Origin of the sequence: Vagococcus acidifermentans (assembly GCF_003987655.1) — a bacterium.
Lineage (GTDB): Bacteria > Bacillota > Bacilli > Lactobacillales > Vagococcaceae > Vagococcus_B > Vagococcus_B acidifermentans.
Map to the genome: position 1 here is coordinate 187,246 of NZ_NGKC01000001.1, position 20,722 is coordinate 207,967.

At 46.2% G+C, this 20,722-nt stretch carries 22 protein-coding genes; 15 read left to right on the forward strand and 7 right to left on the reverse strand.

Annotation, left to right across the window (positions count from 1 at the left end; all coding sequences use genetic code 11):
- Positions 1–41 precede the first annotated feature (41 nt).
- From comGA to CBF27_RS01005, 9 genes are all read left to right on the forward strand, one after another.
- A complete protein-coding gene (gene comGA, locus CBF27_RS00965) occupies positions 42–1,067 on the forward strand; it encodes a competence type IV pilus ATPase ComGA (RefSeq protein ID WP_126811474.1) in 1,026 nt (341 codons plus the stop codon).
- Positions 961–2,082, forward strand: coding sequence for a competence type IV pilus assembly protein ComGB (comGB, locus tag CBF27_RS00970; protein ID WP_126811476.1), 1,122 nt, complete (start codon positions 961–963; stop codon positions 2,080–2,082). The genes comGA and comGB overlap by 107 nt, the downstream gene beginning before the upstream one ends.
- On the forward strand, positions 2,079–2,363 hold the full coding sequence (comGC, locus tag CBF27_RS00975; protein ID WP_126811478.1) for a competence type IV pilus major pilin ComGC: 285 nt from the start codon (positions 2,079–2,081) through the stop codon (positions 2,361–2,363). The genes comGB and comGC overlap by 4 nt, the downstream gene beginning before the upstream one ends.
- Positions 2,360–2,809 carry a competence type IV pilus minor pilin ComGD gene (gene comGD, locus CBF27_RS00980; RefSeq protein WP_126811481.1) on the forward strand — a complete coding sequence of 150 codons (450 nt, stop codon included), beginning with the start codon at positions 2,360–2,362 and terminating at the stop codon, positions 2,807–2,809. The genes comGC and comGD overlap by 4 nt, the downstream gene beginning before the upstream one ends.
- The gene (locus CBF27_RS00985; RefSeq protein ID WP_126811483.1) at positions 2,784–3,113 is read left to right on the forward strand and encodes a type II secretion system protein; all 330 of its coding nucleotides are present in this window, start codon (positions 2,784–2,786) and stop codon (positions 3,111–3,113) included. Before comGD ends, CBF27_RS00985 begins: the two co-directional genes overlap by 26 nt.
- On the forward strand, positions 3,082–3,519 hold the full coding sequence (gene comGF / locus CBF27_RS00990; protein ID WP_126811485.1) for a competence type IV pilus minor pilin ComGF: 438 nt from the start codon (positions 3,082–3,084) through the stop codon (positions 3,517–3,519). The genes CBF27_RS00985 and comGF overlap by 32 nt, the downstream gene beginning before the upstream one ends.
- Entirely contained in the window at positions 3,476–3,838 is a 363-nt protein-coding gene (comGG, locus tag CBF27_RS00995) for a competence type IV pilus minor pilin ComGG (protein WP_126811487.1), read from the forward strand. The genes comGF and comGG overlap by 44 nt, the downstream gene beginning before the upstream one ends.
- 97 nt (positions 3,839–3,935) lie before the next feature.
- The gene (locus tag CBF27_RS01000) at positions 3,936–4,952 is read left to right on the forward strand and encodes a class I SAM-dependent methyltransferase (RefSeq protein WP_126811489.1); all 1,017 of its coding nucleotides are present in this window, start codon (positions 3,936–3,938) and stop codon (positions 4,950–4,952) included.
- An 11-nt stretch (positions 4,953–4,963) separates the two neighbouring features.
- The gene (locus CBF27_RS01005; RefSeq protein WP_126811930.1) at positions 4,964–6,151 is read left to right on the forward strand and encodes an acetate/propionate family kinase; all 1,188 of its coding nucleotides are present in this window, start codon (positions 4,964–4,966) and stop codon (positions 6,149–6,151) included.
- Between the two features lie 70 nt (positions 6,152–6,221).
- On the opposite strand, the gene CBF27_RS01010 is transcribed toward CBF27_RS01005, so the two are convergent.
- The 7 genes from CBF27_RS01010 to CBF27_RS01040 are packed head-to-tail and all read right to left on the reverse strand — an operon-like array spanning position 6,222 to position 11,381.
- Positions 6,222–6,746, reverse strand: coding sequence for a MogA/MoaB family molybdenum cofactor biosynthesis protein (locus tag CBF27_RS01010; RefSeq protein ID WP_245985889.1), 525 nt, complete (start codon positions 6,744–6,746; stop codon positions 6,222–6,224).
- Positions 6,721–7,155 carry an MOSC domain-containing protein gene (locus CBF27_RS01015; RefSeq protein WP_126811494.1) on the reverse strand — a complete coding sequence of 145 codons (435 nt, stop codon included), beginning with the start codon at positions 7,153–7,155 and terminating at the stop codon, positions 6,721–6,723. The genes CBF27_RS01010 and CBF27_RS01015 overlap by 26 nt, the downstream gene beginning before the upstream one ends.
- Positions 7,156–7,175: 20 nt before the next feature.
- Complete coding sequence (moaA, locus tag CBF27_RS01020; RefSeq protein ID WP_126811496.1) at positions 7,176–8,147, reverse strand: GTP 3',8-cyclase MoaA; 972 nt, start codon at positions 8,145–8,147, stop codon at positions 7,176–7,178.
- A 3-nt stretch (positions 8,148–8,150) separates the two neighbouring features.
- Complete coding sequence (gene moaC, locus CBF27_RS01025; protein WP_126811499.1) at positions 8,151–8,642, reverse strand: cyclic pyranopterin monophosphate synthase MoaC; 492 nt, start codon at positions 8,640–8,642, stop codon at positions 8,151–8,153.
- 18 nt (positions 8,643–8,660) lie between these two features.
- A complete protein-coding gene (locus CBF27_RS01030; protein WP_126811501.1) occupies positions 8,661–9,704 on the reverse strand; it encodes a sulfate/molybdate ABC transporter ATP-binding protein in 1,044 nt (347 codons plus the stop codon).
- Between the two features lie 2 nt (positions 9,705–9,706).
- Entirely contained in the window at positions 9,707–10,381 is a 675-nt protein-coding gene (modB, locus tag CBF27_RS01035) for a molybdate ABC transporter permease subunit (RefSeq protein WP_126811503.1), read from the reverse strand.
- 22 nt (positions 10,382–10,403) lie between these two features.
- Positions 10,404–11,381 carry a molybdopterin-binding protein gene (locus tag CBF27_RS01040; protein WP_126811505.1) on the reverse strand — a complete coding sequence of 326 codons (978 nt, stop codon included), beginning with the start codon at positions 11,379–11,381 and terminating at the stop codon, positions 10,404–10,406.
- 195 nt (positions 11,382–11,576) lie between these two features.
- Between CBF27_RS01040 and modA the strand changes: the two genes are divergently transcribed.
- From modA to CBF27_RS01070, 6 genes are all read left to right on the forward strand, one after another.
- Positions 11,577–12,395: a molybdate ABC transporter substrate-binding protein gene (gene modA / locus CBF27_RS01045; RefSeq protein ID WP_126811508.1), complete on the forward strand. Its 819-nt coding sequence runs from the start codon at positions 11,577–11,579 to the stop codon at positions 12,393–12,395.
- Between the two features lie 60 nt (positions 12,396–12,455).
- Positions 12,456–13,574 (forward strand): VanZ family protein, encoded by a 1,119-nt coding sequence (locus CBF27_RS01050; RefSeq protein ID WP_126811510.1) that lies wholly within the window; start codon positions 12,456–12,458, stop codon positions 13,572–13,574.
- A 138-nt stretch (positions 13,575–13,712) separates the two neighbouring features.
- Positions 13,713–14,456: a DeoR/GlpR family DNA-binding transcription regulator gene (locus tag CBF27_RS01055; protein WP_126811513.1), complete on the forward strand. Its 744-nt coding sequence runs from the start codon at positions 13,713–13,715 to the stop codon at positions 14,454–14,456.
- A gap of 102 nt (positions 14,457–14,558) precedes the next feature.
- Positions 14,559–15,164, forward strand: coding sequence for an NAD(P)H:quinone oxidoreductase type IV (gene wrbA / locus CBF27_RS01060; RefSeq protein ID WP_126811515.1), 606 nt, complete (start codon positions 14,559–14,561; stop codon positions 15,162–15,164).
- A gap of 1,056 nt (positions 15,165–16,220) precedes the next feature.
- Positions 16,221–17,456 (forward strand): hypothetical protein, encoded by a 1,236-nt coding sequence (locus tag CBF27_RS01065; RefSeq protein WP_126811517.1) that lies wholly within the window; start codon positions 16,221–16,223, stop codon positions 17,454–17,456.
- 151 nt (positions 17,457–17,607) lie between these two features.
- Positions 17,608–20,682: an Ig-like domain-containing protein gene (locus CBF27_RS01070; protein WP_126811519.1), complete on the forward strand. Its 3,075-nt coding sequence runs from the start codon at positions 17,608–17,610 to the stop codon at positions 20,680–20,682.
- Positions 20,683–20,722 lie beyond the last annotated feature (40 nt).

Here is a 20,722-nt window from a genome sequence, read left to right on the forward strand (position 1 = left end):
ATGAGTCTGTTTTTTTTTTCGGAATTTAAGGTCAGGAGGTGATGGCACTGACAGAAAAACAGGAAGACATAAAAAGGTATGCCCTTTCCCTTATCGGACACGGGCGCCGCCATCATGCGGATGATTTGTATTTGTTTCCGGTCAGGGACGGGTATGAGCTTTCCTTCCGTTATGTGTCAGAAAAGAAAAGGTACGCCGAAGTGTCGCTGGCGCAAGGACAGAAACTTTTGCTGTTCTACAAGTTTATGGCGGAAATGGATGTCTCGGAAAAACGCCGGCCGCAAGTCGGTGCAGGCACCATCGAAACGGCTGACGGAGCGCAGCGTCTGCGCTTTGCGACCATCGGCGAATACCGGAACCACGAAGCCATGGTGATCCGCTTTTTGTACGATATCCAGCAGGAGTCTGCCCTGTGTTTTCTGTTTCCGGAGCAGTATCGGCAGTTGGGCGAGCAGGTGCTGGATTACGGGCTGTATTTGTTTTCTGGACCGACCGGCTCCGGTAAGACAACGACGATGTACGCACTTGCCAGAACATTGATTCAAAAACGCCGGCGGCAGGTCATCACCGTTGAAGACCCGGTGGAAATCGAAGTTGCCGACTTTTTGCAACTGCAGGTGAATGCCAAAATCAACGTGGGTTATGAAGCGGCACTCAAATCATGCTTGCGGTTCCGGCCGGATATTCTGATTGTGGGGGAAATCAGGGACAGCGAGACCGCTAAAACTGCTGTCCGTGCAGCGCTGACGGGACACACGGTGTTTTCGACCATCCATGGTATGAACAAGGAAAGTGTGTTGTCGCGCATGCTGGAGTTTGGTGTTCTGCCATCTGATTTACGCCAGAGTCTGCAAGGCATCATTTATCAGCGTCTGATTCCGTGCTTGGCGCAGACGCCGGCTGACAGCCAACTAAACGGGGTGTTGTTCGACACGTTGTTCTTTAAAAGAAAGGAGACGTATGACAAACAAGTTGACATTCAGGGAACGGACTGGAACGCTCTGCTCAAAACGGCGCGGGATGAACAGCTTATTTCAGAAGAGGTTTTCCGGACATATCGGTTTTAAACGGAAAATGAAGCTGTCGGCGAGTGAGCGGGAGGACTTTATGCGGTTGTTGGCAGACCTTTTGGTGAACGGGTTCAGCATTCAGGAAAGTTTTGTTTTTATGGAAAAATTGCGGGAAAAACAGCTTTGGGCAGTGACGCTGACACAGGCGAACCTTGCCCGCGGATTGCCTTTATATGAAAGTTTCAGGCAAGTCGGCTTTACTTCCTATGAAATTGCCCAGCTGAGTTTGGCAGAAGTGCACGGTGATTTTTCCGGCACGCTGACGGCGATGGCGGCTCATTTGGCAGACGCCGAGCGCCAGCGCCGGGGATTTGCGAAGGTCATGACGTATCCGAGTTTGCTGCTGCTTTTTTTAGTGGGGATGATGTTCGGGCTGAAGTGGTTCATTTTGCCTCAACTTTCTGGCATTGCCAATAGGCGCTCACAGCATAGCCCAGCCGTCCTCATCATCGAATGGACACCTGTGTGCCTGTTTATTCTGCTTTGCCTGACAGTGCTGGCTTTTTTTGGTTTGCGCCTGTATTTTTCGCGCAAACCGGCTGTGTTCCAAGCCCGCTGGCTGACGAGACTGCCGTTTTTGAAAACCGTGCTGACACATTATTACACGTCTTTTTTTGCACTGGAATGGGGAAAACTGATGCAGCAGGGACTGGAGTTTAAACAAATTATCACCGTCATGATGTACGACGGCAGCACGCCGCTGATGAAGGAGCTGGCTGTGATTTTACGGGATTCGCTGGAACAGGGGATTTCGGTCGATGCGGCGCTCGCTGCCCAACCGTTTCTTTTGAAAGGGATTGAGACGATTATCCGTCAGGGGGAAGCGACCGGCAATTTAGGGGCCGAGTTGACAGTTTACGGCACGCGTCTTTGGCAGCAGTTGATGAAGAGGCTGGAGAGATGGTTCCAGCTGCTGCAGCCGTTGGTGTTTCTGCTGGTTGCCTTGCTGATTATCAGTGTCTATGGCGCCTTGCTGCTGCCGGTGTATGATGGAATGGAGGAGTTAATATGAGAAAGAAAAAATATGCTGCTTTTACATTGCTGGAGATGCTCATCGTTTTACTTGTCATCAGTGTGCTGCTGCTGTTGTTCATCCCCAACCTGTCCGACAAGCGCACAGCTATTAATGAACAGGGGCGGACAGCTCTGGAAAAAGTCATCAGCACCCAGGTGGAAATGTACACGCTGGATAAAAACAGCGCGCCGGCAAGTTTAGCTGAGTTGAAACAGTCAAAATACATCACGGAGGAGCAATACAAAAAAGCAGTGGAATACGGGATTGAGTTGAAGTGAATAAAAAAAGCAGGCCGTATGGCTACACGCTGCTGGAAGTACTGATAGTGCTGCTGGTCGTTTCGGCGTTTGCATTGCTGCCGCTATTGTCGCTCCGCGGCTGGCAGAAGCAGATGGCAGTGTCGCTGTTTTTCGCATCATTTGAACGTCAGCTGCTGCAAGTGCAGCAAGCGGCGATCGTGGAAGGGCATGAGTCGTGGGTCGTTCCCAATCCTGGCAAACAAGCGATTTATTTCAGTTACCGCAGCCGGGGAGCGACCCGCTTTGTCATGCAGCCTGTTCCGGAAGGGATTCGCCTAGACAGCGATACAGCCTTTCGTTTTAACAACATATCCGGCAGTGCAAACAAATTAACCCAAATCAATTTTATTGTAGCGGACCAGAAAGTGACATATCAATTACAGTTTGGGAGTGGTAAAGTTGAAAAGTACGTGTCAAAAAAATAAGTACCGCGGCTACTTGCTGCTGGAAAGCATGGTGGCGCTAGCGGTAATCGGCGGAACGATCGTGCTGATGCTGTCGCTTGTTGCGTCCATGCAAACTCAGGCACAGCGCTATGAACAGCAGGTTTCCCTCGCTCAGTATGCGTGGGAAATCGCGGCAGGGCAAGTCGGGCAACATATCGAAATTGAACGAACGAAATACAGTCACGGCCGCTGGTTCCGCTGTGAGGAACTCAGTAACCGGCATATTCGCGTGACGACAGGAGATGACGTGATTGAAATCATCAGATTGGCCAACCCGCATTAAGTGTGGCGGGTTTACGCTTTTAGAATGCGTATTGGCTTTGCTGGTTCTCTCGTGTATCATACTGTTGTTTCAGCCGATTGTGCGACTTGCGGGCCAGTACCGGGACCGGAGTTTGGAAACTGGTTTTATGATGTATCAGACCGGCTATATTCAATTGACCGCCGAATGCGCCGGCTATCAGCTGGTCTCTGTTGATAAAACTGCACTGACAGTCAAGAGCGAAAAAGATACCTACACCATAGGGCTGTACAAGCAGATGATCCGCAAAGGTCCGCCGGGGCATCAGCCGCTGATGATGGATGTACGGACGGTGACATTTTACCGCTATCAGGATGCTGTTAAAATGGATGTGAGGATGCTAGATGGACAGACATTCACCAACTATCTCTATTTCAAAGAAGAATAAAGGGGGCATATTGTTTTCCGTGCTGCTGCTTTTAACGCTTGTGAGCTTTCTGTTCACCGCCATGCTGGCGGATTACCAGACACGTCAGCGCTTCAATGTGCACACCAGAGACTACTATCTTTGCAAAACGATGGAAACTTTGACACTCGCTGACCTTGAAACAGGAGAGGCAGATGAATCAGGAGAGCATGTTTACAACACTGGTACAGTCTCATATGTGTACCTGTCTGAGGGCCGGCAAGTCAGATTGCAAACGATTTTGCATAATTCTTTTCAAAAAACGACGGTTTATGATTTGCGGAAGAAAGAAGAAAAATGAGTGTTTTTTCCTGTGATTCCTTGAAATCTATCGTGTTATTCGTTAGAATGAAACAGTGTAATACTTTTGTTGCATTTAGAAGGAACGAGGTGGGGATGTGTCTCAAAAAGTGGAAGAAAAAGGATTCCATCTGCTGACGGAATCGACCGAACTGCTGCAACAGGCGTTAGACACTTCTTTTTTTGACGCCTATTTGGAGAATATGGAAAATTTTCTTGACTCGCAAACGGTCCGAGTGATTGAAGGCACGCCTGACCCGGAAACAGCGGCCAAACTGCAGCGCATTTATCAGGATATCAAAGCCCTCGAATTGACTGCAGAAAGCAAACGCAAAATCTCTCAACTGACACTGCTGAAAGGCATGTTGAGCGACACCTTGCAGCCCAATCATCAGCTGACACCTGACGGCATCGGTTTTCTTGTCACATATATTGTGGAAGAATTATTGGCTGACCGTCTGCAGCTGCGCGTAGCTGATCTGGCTGTCGGTACAGGCAACCTGCTTTACACGCTTATGACGAATCTGGCGCTTTCAGGCAAACAGGTGTCTGGCGTGGGAGTGGATGCGGATGAACTGCTGCTCAATATCGCTGCTGTAGACAAAGAGTGGCTCGGTTTGGATGTGACCCTCTTTTATCAGGACAGCATACAGCCTTTGCTGCTTGACCCGGTGGATGTGGCGATTGCTGATTTGCCAATCGGCTATTACCCGGACGATGCCCGCGCGTCGTCGTTTACCGTTGCTGCTGAGACCGGCCACACGTATGCGCATCACCTGCTGATGGAGCAGGCGATGAATTATGTGACACAAGACGGATTCGGTGTATTTTTATTGCCGAGTCAATTTTTAGAATCAGAACAAGCCGGACAGCTGAAAAAATGGCTGACGGAAAAAGTTTATTTGCAGGCGATTTTGCAGCTGCCGGAGAACCTGTTTAAAAACCGGGCGTCGCGTAAATCCATCATCGTGGTCCAAAACAGAGGCGAAGGCGCCTCACAAGCAACCGAAGTACTGCTGGCGGAACTGCCGTCGCTTAAAGAGACACAAGCAGTTTACCAGTTTATTGAAGAGTTCAACCAATGGCAACATTTAAATTTAAAGAAAAAGGTGTAGGGGAGATTATCATGGAAAAAACTATTGCAATCAACGCTGGAAGTTCAAGTTTAAAATGGCAGCTGTACAATATGCCAAGCGAAGAAGTTATCGCTAAGGGTATTGTGGAACGAATCGGACTGCCTGATTCAATCTTCACAATCAAATATGGAGACGGCGAAAAATATGAAGTGGTTCAGGATATACCGGATCATGATTTGGCAATCAATATGCTGTTGGAACAGCTGAAAGCACTGCATATCATTGCTTCCTTTGATGAAATCACCGGAGCGGGCCACCGTATCGTGGCGGGCGGCGAACACTTTAAAGAATCAGCTGTTTTGAATGATGAACAAATCAAGCTGGTGGAAGAGCTTGCTGAATTTGCCCCGCTGCACAATCCGGCGGAAGCAAAAGTTATCCGAGTGTTCCAAAAACTGTTGCCTAAAACATTGAACGTCGGCGTGTTTGATACATCTTTCCACACAACGATGCCGGAAGTCAACTTCTTATACAGCATCCCGACAGAGTATTATGAAAAATTCCAGGCACGTAAATATGGTGCTCACGGCACAAGCCACCGGTATGTTGCGCACCGTGCTGCTGAAATGCTGGGCAAACCAATCGAAGAATTGAAACTGATCACGTGCCACCTGGGTAACGGAGCATCTATCTCTGCTGTTGACGGCGGGGTATGTGTCGATACATCCATGGGCTTCACACCGCTGGCTGGTGTGACGATGGGGACGCGTTCGGGCGACATCGACCCGTCATTGCTTGCTTACTTGATGGAAAAACTTGGCTTGACAGATATCAAAGACATGATTGACATTCTGAATAAAAAATCAGGTTTGCTTGGCTTGTCCGGGATTTCCAGCGACATGCGCGACTTGGAACATTCGGACGATCCGAAAGCCAAAGTGGCGCTTGACATATTTGCTGACAGAGTCCGTAAATATATCGGCAGCTATGTGACTGTGCTGAACGGAGTGGATGCTATCATCTTTACCGCCGGTATCGGTGAAAATGACGTGGCGATGCGCAAAAATATCATCGACGGCATGTCATGGTTCGGCTGTCAAATTGACGATGAAAAGAACAATGTCCGCGGTCAAGAGCGGATCATCTCAACAGATGATTCCAGCGTCAAAGTGCTCCTGATTCCGACTGACGAAGAGTTGATGATTGCCAGAGACGTGGAAGCACTGAAAACAAAATAATCGCAGTTAACGAAGGGGCGACCCTTCGTTTTTTTTGTACGCCAGCCAGCACAAAAAAGGTCAGCACGCTTTACGGCTGACCGCATTCTGTATCTGCATTTGTTAAAATACCAAGTGCATGGGGCAGTTCGTCAATAATGACTGATAAATTTTCCCGCACGCCGCGGACACTGCCCGGCAGATTGATGATTAATGTCTGTTTCCGCACCACTGCAGCTGCCCGGCTGAGCATGGCCTTTTTAGTTGTCTGCAAGCTGAAAAAGCGCATGGCTTCCGGAATACCCGGAACGATTCGGTCGGCTACGGCCAGAGTCGCCTCGGGTGTGCAGTCGGTCGGCGACAGGCCGGTGCCGCCGGTGGTCAATATCAAATCAGCCAGCCCGGTATCTGCAATACGCATCATTTCCTGACGCAACTGCTGTGCGTTGTCCGGCAGGATGACTTTGGAGACGACCGACATGCCCTGAGCTTGACACATGTCTTCAATCAGTGCTCCGCTGGCATCCGTGCGTTCTCCCCGGGCGCCCTTATCGCTCGCAGTAATAATCGCGACGCGATAAGGCTTTTTGTTATTGCGGCAAGACATGAATCTCATCCCCCACCTTTAGTCTTCCTCCCGACAACACTTTGGTGAAAATGCCTTCCCGGGGCATGATGCAGTCGCCGACGATGTCCCGGATGGCACAACCTTTATGACATTTTTTACCGATTTGTGTGACTTCCAGTCGGATATCCCCTGAAACGAGTTGTGTCCCGATTGGTAAATGCCACAAGTCGATCCCCTCAATAATCATATTTTCGCCGAATGACCCGTCAACGACAGGTGCGCCTTTTTTGATGAACGCGTCAATATTTTCCCGTCCGAGTAAACTGACCTGGCGGTGCCATTTGCCGGCATGGGCATCATTTTTAAAGCCAAAGTCAGCAATCACCTCTACTTCGGCGACCGGCTTTTTAGCGACTCCCTTGATTTCGCTGAGACATAATGCATTGATTGTTGGCATATGCCATCATCCCCTTTCTGCTAACCGCCTACGCGGTGCATGCTCCGTTTTTTTTCGCGAATAAGCCGATTAAAATCATGCTCTTTCGGTTTATGGTACACTGCGTCTGCAATAATGGCAGACAGCTCCTCATCGCTGGCCCCGTTGCGCAGCGGTGTTTTTAAATCGATCCCTTCTTCAAATGCCAAACAAAGTTTCAAGTAGCCGTCAGAGGTCAGTCGCACACGGTTGCAGCCTTCGCAGAAGCACTGGCTGATGGCATTGATAAAACCGAGCTTGCCATTAAAACCGGGCACTGAATAATAAACGGCCGGTCCGTTGCCGAGCGGCTGGTCGTATGGCTGCAGGTCGCCGTAGTAGTCCGCCATTTGTGAAATTAATTGCTGTGTCGGTATACCAGCGAATGTTTCCCCCATCCCGATAGGCATCAATTCAATAAAGCGGACAGCAGCGACATCATATTGAGCGAGCGCGGCAATCTCTGCAAGTTCATGCGTATTGATTCCCTGAATCGGCAGACAGTTTAATTTAACTGGTATACTGGTGCGGGCGGCTGCGGCGATGCTTTGCATGACCCGGTCGTGGACATCAGCGCCGGTCAGTTGTTTGAATGTTTCCGGCTGCAGCGTGTCAAGGCTGATGTTGAGTCCGTTGATATTCAGTTCAACCAGCTCCGGCAAGTACCGCTCGAGAGTGACGCCGTTGGTTGTGATGGTGACTTGGTCGATTCGGTCATTTTCTCTTAAGCTGCGCAAAAACGGCATGACACCTTGATAGACGAAGGGTTCGCCGCCAGTGATTTTAAATTTTGACACCCCGAGTTTTGCGAAAATAGCGCAAAGTCTGGCTGTCTCTTCAACCCGCAGAATCTCGTCGTGCGCCATAAAATTGACGCATCCTTCCGGCATACAGTAGCGACAGCGCAGGTTGCACCGGTCGGTCAAAGAGACCCGGATATAATCCACCTGTCGTCCGAATTGGTCTTTCAACATAGGCTACTCCTTTGTCTTTCGTTGGTAGTGTCCGCTTTTTCCGCCTGTTTTCTCCAGCAGCATCACTGAGTGTATCGTCATTTCTTTATCCATCCCCTTGCACATATCGTAAATCGTCAGCAAAGCGACCGTCACGCCTGTCAACGCCTCCATTTCAACCCCGGTCTTGCCGGTCACTTTGGCAGTGCAGATGACTTCGATTTCTGACGTTTCCTCATGTTCCACAAAGGTAACCGTGCTTTTTTCCAAAAAAAGCGGGTGGCACATGGGAATCAGTTCGCCGGTCCGTTTCGTGCCCATGATGCCGGCGACTTGAGCCGTTCCGAGCACGTTGCCTTTTTTGATGGCTCCTTCACGGACAGCATTGAACGTTTCCGGCTGCAGTGTGATTCTGCCGCTGGCGGTGGCTTGGCGGGTGGTTTCTTTTTTTTCTGAGACATCGACCATGATGGCGTTTCCATCGCGGTCAATGTGTGTTAAACGGTTTCGTTCCATGTTAAGTTCCTCTTTCATTCAATTCTTTTTCAGCAGCAGGATGTCATTGGCTGCCACACTTAAATATCCTGTGTTCGGCAGCTCATTTTTACCTTCTTTTGCCTGTTTCCACCAGAAAGGTTGAGAGCCGCCTGATGTTACCACGCAGCGCCACTCAAAGGGCCCCTCTATCTGTTTTTGCAGTGTGACAGGAAAACTGTTTACACCACTGTTGTCAGACGCCGGGAAAAACGAGTGGGCACGAATGCCGACAAACGCAATATCTTCCGGAATGTCCCTGTCCAGCGTAAACGTCAGTCCCCAATCATCAGCTGCAAGTGTACGGCGGGACAGCTGTGTTACCGGCGAAAAATTTTTGCAGCCGGTCAGTTTGGCACTGGTCAGGCAGCGCGGGTGATTGAACAAGTCCTGTGTGCGGCCGTGTTCGATAATTCGGCCGTTGTCAAGAATAGCCAGCTTGTTGCACAGATGGTAGGCTTCGTCACGGTTGTGCGTGACCAGAATCACATCATTTGGAAATGCCTCCAGAATCTGCGCCAGCTCAACTTCCAAATACTCTTTCAAATGGGCATCCAGTGCAGAAAAAGGTTCGTCAAGCAGCAGAATGTCCGGTTTGGAAGCCAGCAGCCTTGCCAGTGCGACGCGCTGCTGCTGTCCGCCGGAAAGGTTGGCGGGATACATTGCCAGCAAGTGTTCCAATCGAAACAGCCGGGCCAGCTCATACAGCCTGTCCTGCTTTTCTTTGCCGCTACCGGTCATGCCGCAGAGAATATTTTTGGCAACGGAAAAATGGGGGAACAAGGCGTAATGCTGGAACAAATAGCCGACACGCCTTTTTTGCGGCGGCAGATTGATGCCTTTTTCCGAATCAAACAGAACACGGCCGTTGACGCAGATTTTTCCGCTGTCCGGTGTTTCAATGCCGGCTAAACATTTTAATGTCATGCTTTTGCCGTCACCTGACGCCCCGAGAACACCGGTCACGTCATTTTGGGATGTCAGAGAGACATCCAGCCGGAACTGCGGCAGTTCTTTCCGGATAGTAGCAGAGAGGCTCATCATTTTCACACCTTTGCAGAGCGCCGCTCTTTTGCGGCAAACAGATTCATCAAAACAACAATCACAAATGAGATACACACGATGATAAACACATAATCATAAGCATCTGTCAAATTGCCTGAAGCGACAGAGGAATAAATGGCAAGCGGCAGCGTCCGGGTCTTGCCGGCAATATTACCGGCAATCATGGTTGTGGCGCCGAACTCGCCCAGTCCTCTGGCAAAGGCTAAAATCCCGCCCGTCATGACTCCGGGCAGTGAAATCGGCAAGATGATTCGCCAGAAGATATAGCGGTCAGACAATCCGAGTGTCTGGGCCGCATGAATCAGCGAGGCATCCACCTGGGAAAAGGCTCCTCTGGCAGAGCGGTACATCAACGGAAAGGAGACAACGACCGCTGCCAGTACGGTGGCGCCCCATGAAAAAACCAGCTTGATGCTGAAAAATTCCAGAAGAAAAGCGCCGGCGGGACGCTGTACTCCGAAAAGATAAAGCAAAAAGAAGCCCACAACAGTCGGCGGCAGAACCAGCGGCAAAGTCAACAGGCCATCAATGACTGCCTGCAGTTTTTGATGCCGCAGGGAACAGACCCAGCGGGCGGTGAGTATCCCCAGAAAGAAAGTAATGACAATGGACGCGGCGGCCGTCCGCATAGAAATCAGTACGGGAGAAAAATCCATGTGTTCGCACCTCGCTTTGTGTTTATAGCAGTCCGCCGTGTCCGAGGGCAGCGATGTCTGCGGCTGACACGGCTACATCGGCCATCACCCGCGGGAAAATCATGTCGAAAACAGTCTGCTTCTCATACATAACAGAACCCGGCAGTCCCATAATGACTTGCCCGGCCTCCGTATAGGCTAATAAAAACATTGCGCCGGGAAAAACAGGTGTGCCGTAGCTGATGATGTCAGCTCCCGTTTGTTTGATAGCGCCGGGCGTTAAATCATCCGGGTCGACGCTCATGCCGCCTGTACAGAGAATGATGTCTGCGCCTTGTGCCAGAGCCTTGTTAATGGCTGCTGTGATGTCTTCCCGGACATCATCGACGGTGTAGTGGGCAATCATTTCGGCAGGAAAAGCTTGCAGTTTTTCTTGGATCACCGGTGTGAATGTATCGTCAATCAGTCCGTTGAAGACTTCACTGCCGGTCGTCACGACTGCGACGCGCTTAACCGTATAGGGCGTGACGCTCAAAACAGGCTGTCCGCTAATTAATTGCTTCACGCCATCCAGTTTTTCTTGTTCGATAAAAAGCGGGATGATGCGCGTGGCGGCCAGACGCTGCCCTTTTTTGACAGGCGAAAAAGTCGGGATGGTAGCCACCATCATGTCGCCGTAAGTATTTATGTGATTCAGACGGGGCAGGTCGATTTGCAGCAGTCCGTCACAAGTTGCCAAAGATTCGATTTTCCCTTCGCTCGGTGCTGTCGGCTGTATGTTGGCGCCGGCGCACAACTGGTAGAGGAAACGGGCGGCATCTTCTTCATGGACGATGTCATCGTGTCCGTCCCAGACATACACGTGTTTTTTCCCGATTGCCAGCAGTTGGGGAATATCTTCCTGCGTCAGGATGTGTCCCCGCTTAAAGAGCGGCCCTTTGGAGACATCCTTGACGATTTGTGTCAAGTCCTGGCACAATGTATGCCCGACTGCATCGGTTGTTTTCATCCGTCTTAGCATAGACAGCTCCTTCTCAGCTGACTGTCAGCTGAATTTGTTTATACGATCACAGATAAATCGTACCACTAACAAAAAACGTTTTCAATAAGAAAAAGAAAATTTTTTATAACTTCATAATTTTTTTAAGGAAACGCTGTCTTTTCAAAAATCAACGTGTTAGAATAAGCCTGTAAATTAAAGGAGGTCTACTAAACAATGAAAAAAAGCCTTGGTGTTATCGCCTTTTCAGCACTCGCTGCCCTTTTTTTGTCCGCTTGTTCTTCACCAGAAGCAAAACAAACTGCGTCATCTTCCGGCAGTTCGACAGAAAAAAAAGAAACCGTGACGTTGACCATTGCCGCTGCCGCCAGTTTGGAATATGTGTTTGAAGAAAAACTGATTCCGATGTTTGAAAAAGAAAATCCGCATCTCACAGTGCAAGGTACATACGACAGTTCCGGTAAATTACAAACACAAATCGAAGAGCGGATGCCCGCCGATATTTTCATGTCCGCCGCAGAAAAACAGATGACCGCACTGGTGAATCAAGACCTGATTGAAAAAGACACAGTCAACGACCTGCTCATCAATAAGATTGTCTTGATAGCCTCGCCTGGTGCAGCGAATCAGTTTAAGACGTTTGCAGACATAACTGCCAGCCAGATGATTGCTCTGGGAGACCCTGAGAGTGTACCGGTAGGCCAATATTCAAAGGAAGCGCTCGAAAATCTGGGGCTGTGGGCAGACATCCAAGACAGAGTCAGTTTTGGTACGAATGTCACGGAAGTGCTGAACTGGGTGGCAGAGGGCAGTGCCGATGCCGGTATCGTCTACGCAACAGATGCAGCGACAACGGATAAAGTCATAGTGGTGGCAGAAGCTCCTGCCGGAAGTCTGGCCAGTGATGTGATTTATCCGGTAGGCCGCATATCCTACTCCGAACATCCGGCAGAGGCCGGCTTGCTGCTGGAATTTCTCGATTCCAAACCCGCACGGGACATTTTTGCAGCATACGGTTTCACAGTCAATCAATAGCCCGTTTGCTTTCTTTTCTGTTATAATAGGCTGAATCCTTTACACAGAAAGAAGAGAGTTATGGAAAGTTATGTGATGCCGATAAAGATAGCCGCAATTATTTTTCCGTTTTTGGCGCTGTTTTTATCATTACCGATATTAATACACCAGTACCGTAAATACGGCGTGTTTGTCCGCTGGTACGGTGTGGTGATTTACAGCTTTATCTTTTATTTGCTAGTTGCCTATTTTTTAGTGATACTGCCGCTGCCTGAAATGGCTGATGTAGCCAAGCTCACAACACCTGCATATAATTTGAAACTGTTCACCTTTGTCAGGGAGTTTCAGCATGAAACGGTGCTGGTTCTGAGCGATCCGGGCACTTATCTGACTGCATTAAGACAGCCGGTTGTGATACAGCCACTGTTCAATGTCTTTCTGACAGTACCCTTTGGCGTCTATTTACGCTACTATTTCAAGCGGAATTTAAGACAAACTGTGATGTTAACCTTTCTGCTGTCACTGTTTTTTGAACTGACGCAGTTGAGCGGGCTTTACGGTATTTATCCACGTCCTTACCGCTTGTTTGATGTGGACGACTTGTTGTTGAACACAATCGGCGGAGTGGCCGGTTACTGGCTGATGCCGGTCTTGCAGCGCATGTTTCCAAGGGAGGCTGCTATCCGTTCTCTCATCGAGTCGCCGGAGCGGCACCGTGTCACGATGCTTCGCCGGTTGGTCGCTTTTACCTCAGATGCAATCATTGTGAGTTTTTTGCTGGATGTGCTGCCGAAAATAATCAGCAGTCTATTAGGCGTGTTCACCTTGCCTGTTGCCCTCGCTGTGTATCATATCATTGTGCCGAAATTTTTATTGCAAGGACAGACGCTGGGGAAAAAGCTGGTCAACATCCGCATCGTGTCCGAAGAAAATGGGGACGTGCCGCTGCGGAGCTTGATCAAACGCCAGCTACTGCTCTATGGCGTGATTGTTCCGATTATTTTTTACTTGCTGCCGAATTCATTGACGGCCACCGGTGTTGTACCCCTTGACGAACTGGATTTGTACTACTTTCTAATCTTGTTATTTGGCGGCTTTGCTGTGCTGTTTGCCCTGCATGTGATCTGGCAAAGTGTCTTCAAGAAAGACCGGTTGATCTATGAGGAGCTGTCCCGGACGAAACAAATCAGTACGAAATAACCGACCGGTGAAGTGAGGACCTGTGTGTAAGCACAGGCCCTTTTTGCACAAAAGAAAGAAAACAACTTACGAAAGAAAATTCATTAGCGTTGAGTAAGCTTTTGCACTGTGCTAAAATACAACTGGAGGCGATGCCAAATGACACGAGAAGAACAGCTGATAGCCATCGTTAGTCAGCACAAAAAAATCGAAGTGAATGAGCTGGCAGAACAGTTGAATGTTTCAAAGGTCACGATTCGAAAAGACCTTGATAAACTGGAATCCCGGGGAATCCTGCACCGTCAGCACGGTTATGCACTGATTAATAATGAAGATGATATCAATTACCGGCTAGCGAAAAATTATGACTTAAAGAAAAAAATTGCCAAAAAAGCAGCAGAAACGGTACAAGACGGCGATACCGTCATGATAGAATCCGGTTCGACCTGCGCACTGCTGGCTGAAGAACTGGCGTTTCAAAAGACAGATGTCACGATTATCACCAATTCCTGTTTCATTTCAAGTTACGTAAGAAAATCAGAAACAGTCAAAGTCATTTTACTGGGCGGCGAATACCAGAAAGAATCGCAAGTTTGCGTCGGTCCTCTTGTCAAACTGATGGCGAGTAATTTTTACGTTGACAAACTATTTATCGGGATTGACGGGTTTGACAGAGAGCGGGGGTTTACCGGCTCGGATGTTTCCCGCTGTGTAACGACGCGAGAGCTGTCTGAGTCGGCTGAACAGACAATCATCTTGACCGATTCAAGTAAATTCACCAACCGCGGAATCATTACCGAGTTCTCTTTTCAGGATATTGCCAAAGTTTACACTGACGGCAACATCAACCCAGAAGACCGGTCGTTTCTTAGCGGTAAAGGCATAGAGATTATCACTGTTTAAGAGAAAGGCGATGTGTATCGCTTTTTTTCTTTGAGCAAAAAAATTGAACTATCCACTTATTTTTAGTAAGTTATTAATATCAAGTGTTTGGAGGAATGACAAATGACTAAATTATTAATAGCTTATTATAGTTCAACAGGAAGCAATACAAAAATGGCCGAGTGGGCAAAAGAAGCCGCAGAAGCTGCAGGTGCAGAGGTGCGTGTTAGAAAAATTCATGAATTAGCACCTGATGTGGCGATTGATTCGAACCCGTTATGGCGTAAAAATGTGGATGCCACCAGCGATATTCCAGAAGCAAGCAGTGCGGATTTGGAATGGGCAGATGCGTACATCTTTTCATCACCATCCCGCTTTGGTGTCATGGCCAGCCAAATGAAGCAGTTTTTTGATCTGCAGGGCGGTTTATGGGGTGCCGGCAAACTGGCAAACAAGTTTGTCACAGCTTTTTCCAGTGCGCAAAATCCGCATGGTGGACAAGAGCAAGTAATCCAAGGGATTTACACAGTCATGCAACACTGGGGTGCAATTATTGTTCCGGCAGGATTTGTCAATATGTCCACGTTTGGCGCCGGCGGCAATCCATACGGTACAAGCGCTACTATTGACGGCGAAGGTAATATGGTGGATGAAGAAGCAGTGAAAGCAGCTGTCAAAGACCAAACCACCCGTTTGCTGGATGTTGCCGGAGCGTATGTGAATAGATAATAAAGATGATTTTTATAAAGAAACAAGTTTTAGAATACACTGAATAGTATTAGTAAAAATACAGAATGATTTGGGTTAAGGACTAGTTTAACCAATCATTCTGTTTTTTGCTTTTTTCAAACTGAGACAGTCATTTGGTATTATTAGCCGCCATAAAAGTCTATACTTTATTCTGGAAAATATCATTTTTTTATAATATTATAAAAAGTTGTCGGAAGTCACTTTTTAAAATAAAGTCATTTTCGTGAACGTTTATGGTTATTTGTGGATATTAAGAACTGCTTTGTAGATATAATTATTCACTTTAAAATCAAAAGATTAATAACAGAACAAAAACATGAGAAATGTTGTTGTATAACAGGTGTTAGAGTATAATAAAATTTCTAAAGATATCTTTACAGAACGTTTTTTTATTTGTCAAATTCTCATAGGACGCTAAATGGTTGTCAGTGTCGTTTAGTTCGTTTTTTTAAAAGTATATACTATTGATGTTAGGTGCATTTTTGTGTTTATCGAGGTAAAACTCTAATGTTAACGTCTTTAAATTTTAAAAAAGCTATTAGTGAAAAGAATGTTCAATTCAGCCTAGCTGCCCTACTAATTTAGCTGTAGTTTTGATAATTTTTTTGATAATCATGCTTATAGAGTTTTGACGGATGGGTTATATGAAGTTATATAAGTCAAACGCAAGAAGATCAAACCGGAAATTTTGATTGTGGAGATATGTTGAACCATAGAGGGTGTTAGATTGATTGTTCTGGGCGGATACTTTACCTCGTGCTCTAAAAAGATAAGCTAAATGATCTCCTTACCTTTGAACAACGCAAGCAGACTCAATGCTCATAAAAAAATAATAGCATGAATCAGCGACAACATTAAAGACTATTTGTCTAATTGATATCTATAGTATGAAAAATCGAAAAATTTCGAAAATTCCATCAGTCAATCAAACTGTTTAAAGTTGATTATTGACAATACAAATTTTTAAAAGCGGGAAAGGAGTGATTGCTCCTAAGTGAAAATATGAACATATCAAATAAAAAGGAGGAAAGGATCATGAAAAAAAAGATAGTTTTTGGTTTGGTATTAGTTTTAGGTATTATTATTGGAATGGTTACCTTTTCCAGTAATGTCAAAGCAGAAGAAATTTTAACTGAAGAAACGACGTTATCTAGCGGTATATGGACAGTAACAACTGAAAATGGCAAACAATTGATAAAAAAAAGCAAACAAATCTATGAATTAACTCCTGAAAGTACCATTGTCTGTACAAGCAGTTGTTCTGTTATTTTGAAATTAAATACGAGTCAACCTTTACAGATAAAAAAGATTTCGGTTCGCGGGAATCTTTACATCGAGGGTAAAGGGGGCTTGTTGCAAGTTTATAATGACAGTGAAAGTGCCATTGACGTTAATGAAGATCTAATGATTAAATCAAATGTCCATGTCGAAGCAACTGGTACACGATTTGGAGTTAAAGCTGACAAAGTTAATTTATATGATAATAGTAGTTTGACAGCGGTGGCGACTGCCGATGACGGGATTGGAGTATATGGAAATTATATCTATGCACTTTGCAAGAACAGTAATCTCTATGGTGTAGGCGGTATTTCTGGTGTCTATGGGACTAAAAAAGTCAAAGCGTGTTCTGAAGGAGCAGCTATTCGTGGGGTGACGTCATCACCAGAAGGAATGTATTCTGCTGTGCATTCAGAAAAGTATTTAAAAGCATTATGTAAAGGAAAAATCATTGAAGAGTATCAAGTGATACCATTCACAATAACTGCGGATGAACCAATTTTCATGTCAAATTATCAAGCTATTGCAAATAACATGACTGACGCTAAAAATTACGTCTGGTCTTCTGATCCACAAGGCGTGTACTATGAGCCAAGTGTTGGAGGCTTATTGGGTGATCCTTCTCAGGGTTCACAGGAGGGTATGTTAATTGAAGGTGTGCGCAGCGGAAAGTTGTGCAATCCTAAGGAGAGAGTCTATCTAGACTGCCTAGCTCAATCTCAGCACATTGTTCGTTTTACTAATGCTCGTAGTTCATATACCCAAAAAATAATTGTGAGACATTACGAATTAAGTGCGGAGGGTGATTATTTTGAAATTGGCTCTAGTGAATTAGAATTGCCGATTAACGAACTCTTTATTCTTGCCGATTATGTTTTACGAGATTTAGGGGAATATCTATTAGATAAGACAGAGCCGTCAAATGATTTTATTGTTGAATACTCAGAAACACCAATTGAAGTTAATTATTATTATTCGCCAGTTACTCGATGAATGTCACAGAATAGTTATTTTAAAAAAAGGGAGGTGGATATTTTCAGTTCATTCTAGTTCAAATTCTAAGCAAGTTGCAACTATCTTAACTTAAAGTATATGTGTTGCTTTTGCAGATAGAATCGACTTGCTAATGAAAGGAGGTGAAAGAATGAAAAAACAGACATATAAAGCATTTCTGGGGTTAATGGTTTTGCAATTGGGAATATTTTCTTCGGTTATCAGTTACGCCGTCACTACTGATTCCACAGCTATGAGTCATGAGCAACAGCTGGATACGTCACTAGCAAAGTCATCTTCGTTAGATTCTGAATTTTCCAGTGAAGCAAACACGATGCGTTCGCTGGAGAATGATGATACAAGTCTTGCAGGCGAGGAATCAGTGACGAAAGAATCGACAGTGGCTGAGGAATCAACTGTTAGAAAAAAACGTGCTGTCGAAGGAGGAACAATTGTTGTCAGCGATTGGGCTGAGTTTGTTTTAGAATTAGCTAATAATAGTTCTGACCCTATCGTTGTGGAGACGGATTTAACAGCCGATCCTACTCAAACGGCGGACGTAGCTGAGAATGTGACCAGAGAAATTGACTTTTCCGGCCATCAGCTGTTGATGGGACAAAGTTCAATAAACATACCTATAACAAGTTCTATCAAGATCAGTAATGTCCATTATGCTGGTTCTGCAGAATCTGCTATTTTTACGGGTGATGGAGATTTGACCATTATAGGAAAAATAAATGCATTAGCAACCAACGGTGCAGCGCTTGTGAAGATGGTTGGCGGGTCTCTCACTGTTGATGGGGCACAAGTCAGTCATCATAGCAGCAGTGACACCCCAGCGGTGAATGTGAAACATTTTACGGTAACCAATGGATCAGACATGTACTCGGATAGTGAAAATTTTTATCGGGTGATGGCAGATGCAAGCAGTGGAGGCAGTGTTCGAATAGATGGTGGTTCAATTGTCAAAACAGAAAGCAATTACGGAGCTAAAAATAAGAAAGACAGCGGTGGAGTCTGGTTGGCTACGCAAAAAATAACTTTTGATGTAGAAGGTTTCGGGACCCAACTGCTCATCAGAGGAACGACGTATGGAACAGGTCAAGACTCTACCATCAAGCCTAGGGAGTCACCCAGAGTTGGGGTAGATAATGGTATGTTTACATTAGGTGGTCCTGCTGGGGAACCTAGAGGGATGGTTCTGAATGTCAAAAATGGCGCACAAATGGATGTTGACGCGCCAAACGGTACTGCTATCTTTATAAGTTCTTTGGGCAGCAGTTTCAATGTGGAAGCTAACGCTCAGTTAAACGTCAGCTCTGGCGAAGGTCAAGGTGGTGGTACTGGTCGTTCATCAATTCGTTTCTACGATGTGGGGAATATGGCATTTAATATTAGCGGAAACAGCAAAGTCAACATTAAGAAAGATAATGGAATTGCGGCTGCTGTGAGAATGTTTGGCGGAGGCAATAAAATTAGTGTTACCAGCGGTTCAGATTTTATTGTTCGCAATATTGGGGATGGTATACCTAAGGATAATGATCCGAGAGGTAATAGCCGAAACTATGGTGTTCATTATGCGCACTCTAATCTCGCTGAAGTTGCAGACGATGCTTTCATATTAAGCGGTGAAGATAGTAACGTACAGATCACTGCTGATAATGGGGCAGCAATCAGTGCTGCCACGACAGGTACTTCAACCGCAAGTAAAATCAACATTACTGCTGGCCCGGGCACTTATTTTATCGCTCGCGGCAAGACAGAAAGTGTAGATTCGGGTATTTTTAATGGTCCAGATTTACAGTTTGATATGGAGAGTGTGAAATATTTTGACTTTGCTAATACTCGTGATGGCGGCGGGAAAATATTCACTTCAAGTATAGATACGACAACGTTTACCAGTAAACTGTCAGACACAGCTTTTTGGAAAATTGGTACAAATCAAATGACCGGTCAGCCAACTGCTTTCTATCCTAAATTAGATTATAGGTTTTCAGGAAAAGATTTGGTGAATTTAGATGATTCGACTAGTGAAGAGATGAAACAAAATTTTGGTAGTATAACGGAGTATTCTCGAATGAGTGCGAACAACCAACCGGCATTTATCGATCAACTGCGAATCCCGACAGATGCAGATAAATCTGTTTCTGGTCATGCTAAAGTGCCGGAAGCGAAGTACGAAGATGCCAGAAACGCTTTTGCTGACGAAGTGAAAGTGGAATTGGCTGTAAAGGATGTTGATGGGGAAACCGTTTATGACAAGATTGAAGCTGTAACAGCTGACATCGGCGTGTACGGAGATGACCCTGTACTGGGTACTTTTAAAGCTGAAACTCCCGATGATCAGTTTTTAAGTAAAGGATGTACTGTTGAAGTGTTATCGGCTATTAGAGGAGAACATGAATCCACTGCAGCTGACTTCCCAGCGGCTGTCACAACAGTTGACGTTACCCCGCCGGAACCGGCTGAATTGGAACGTTCACAAGTAGCTCCGGGAACTACCAGTATTAGTGGTACGGGCACCCCAGGTTCAATCGTGACAGTTACCAAAAATGGTAGTGATACTGAGCCAAGTTTGTCTTCAGAGGTTGCTGCTGATGGTAAGTTCACCATCGACTTGCCAACAGATAAAGTCAATGGTGATACGTTGCAGATTCATTTGCGCGACAATGCAGGCTTAGCTGCTGGGGTTATTAAACCACCAGCAACAAACAATGCTGTGGGTAATATTAATCCAGTCACACAACTTGCTTACCATGACGCTGTATTTGCTCCGGCAGTGCAGTTAACCGTTATTGGAGCGTTGGAATTAGTGGAGGTGCCAAAGCTGTTTGATTTTGGACAGCAAAAACCTTCCCTTAAGACGACTATTTTCAAACCTGAAAAAATTAAGGGAGAGTTAAAAATTGCAGATACTCGCGGTTCGGAGAAGGCTGAATGGACGCTGACTCTGCAGCAAACTAAAGGGTTGACGACGGTGGGGGATGATAAAGATTTAAGCAAGACTGTCTATTATCAACCTCGAGGTGGCGAAGCTATTGAAATTAAAACAACTAGCGCAGCTCCTATTGAAAGACGGATACTTACCGATGACGGTATATTAACCATTTCGGATGATTGGGAAAATGGTACAAAGGGCGGGTTATTCCTGGATGTGCCTTATATAGATCAAAGAGTTGGTGAATACTCAGGTGAACTAACTTGGACACTTGGGAATGTCAGGTAAGAGATTGATGAGAAATGATGATAAGTTTAAACGAGTAAAG

Excerpts from the sequence above, each read along its gene's own strand:
- CBF27_RS01015 (WP_126811494.1), bottom strand. The coding sequence starts at position 7,155 with ATGCCAACAATCAATGCATTATGTCTCAGCGAAATCAAGGGAGTCGCT.
- CBF27_RS01010 (WP_245985889.1), bottom strand. The coding sequence starts at position 6,746 with ATGAGATTCATGTCTTGCCGCAATAACAAAAAGCCTTATCGCGTCGCG.
- CBF27_RS01050 (WP_126811510.1), top strand. The coding sequence starts at position 12,456 with ATGGAAAGTTATGTGATGCCGATAAAGATAGCCGCAATTATTTTTCCG.
- moaC (WP_126811499.1), bottom strand. The coding sequence starts at position 8,642 with ATGGAACGAAACCGTTTAACACACATTGACCGCGATGGAAACGCCATC.
- CBF27_RS01005 (WP_126811930.1), top strand. The coding sequence starts at position 4,964 with ATGGAAAAAACTATTGCAATCAACGCTGGAAGTTCAAGTTTAAAATGG.
- CBF27_RS01065 (WP_126811517.1), top strand. The coding sequence starts at position 16,221 with ATGAAAAAAAAGATAGTTTTTGGTTTGGTATTAGTTTTAGGTATTATT.
- comGG (WP_126811487.1), top strand. The coding sequence starts at position 3,476 with ATGGACAGACATTCACCAACTATCTCTATTTCAAAGAAGAATAAAGGG.
- modB (WP_126811503.1), bottom strand. The coding sequence starts at position 10,381 with ATGGATTTTTCTCCCGTACTGATTTCTATGCGGACGGCCGCCGCGTCC.
- CBF27_RS01055 (WP_126811513.1), top strand. The coding sequence starts at position 13,713 with ATGACACGAGAAGAACAGCTGATAGCCATCGTTAGTCAGCACAAAAAA.
- modA (WP_126811508.1), top strand. The coding sequence starts at position 11,577 with ATGAAAAAAAGCCTTGGTGTTATCGCCTTTTCAGCACTCGCTGCCCTT.
- CBF27_RS01040 (WP_126811505.1), bottom strand. The coding sequence starts at position 11,381 with ATGCTAAGACGGATGAAAACAACCGATGCAGTCGGGCATACATTGTGC.
- CBF27_RS01070 (WP_126811519.1), top strand. The coding sequence starts at position 17,608 with ATGAAAAAACAGACATATAAAGCATTTCTGGGGTTAATGGTTTTGCAA.
- moaA (WP_126811496.1), bottom strand. The coding sequence starts at position 8,147 with ATGTTGAAAGACCAATTCGGACGACAGGTGGATTATATCCGGGTCTCT.
- CBF27_RS01030 (WP_126811501.1), bottom strand. The coding sequence starts at position 9,704 with ATGATGAGCCTCTCTGCTACTATCCGGAAAGAACTGCCGCAGTTCCGG.
- comGC (WP_126811478.1), top strand. The coding sequence starts at position 2,079 with ATGAGAAAGAAAAAATATGCTGCTTTTACATTGCTGGAGATGCTCATC.
- wrbA (WP_126811515.1), top strand. The coding sequence starts at position 14,559 with ATGACTAAATTATTAATAGCTTATTATAGTTCAACAGGAAGCAATACA.
- comGA (WP_126811474.1), top strand. The coding sequence starts at position 42 with ATGGCACTGACAGAAAAACAGGAAGACATAAAAAGGTATGCCCTTTCC.
- comGB (WP_126811476.1), top strand. The coding sequence starts at position 961 with ATGACAAACAAGTTGACATTCAGGGAACGGACTGGAACGCTCTGCTCA.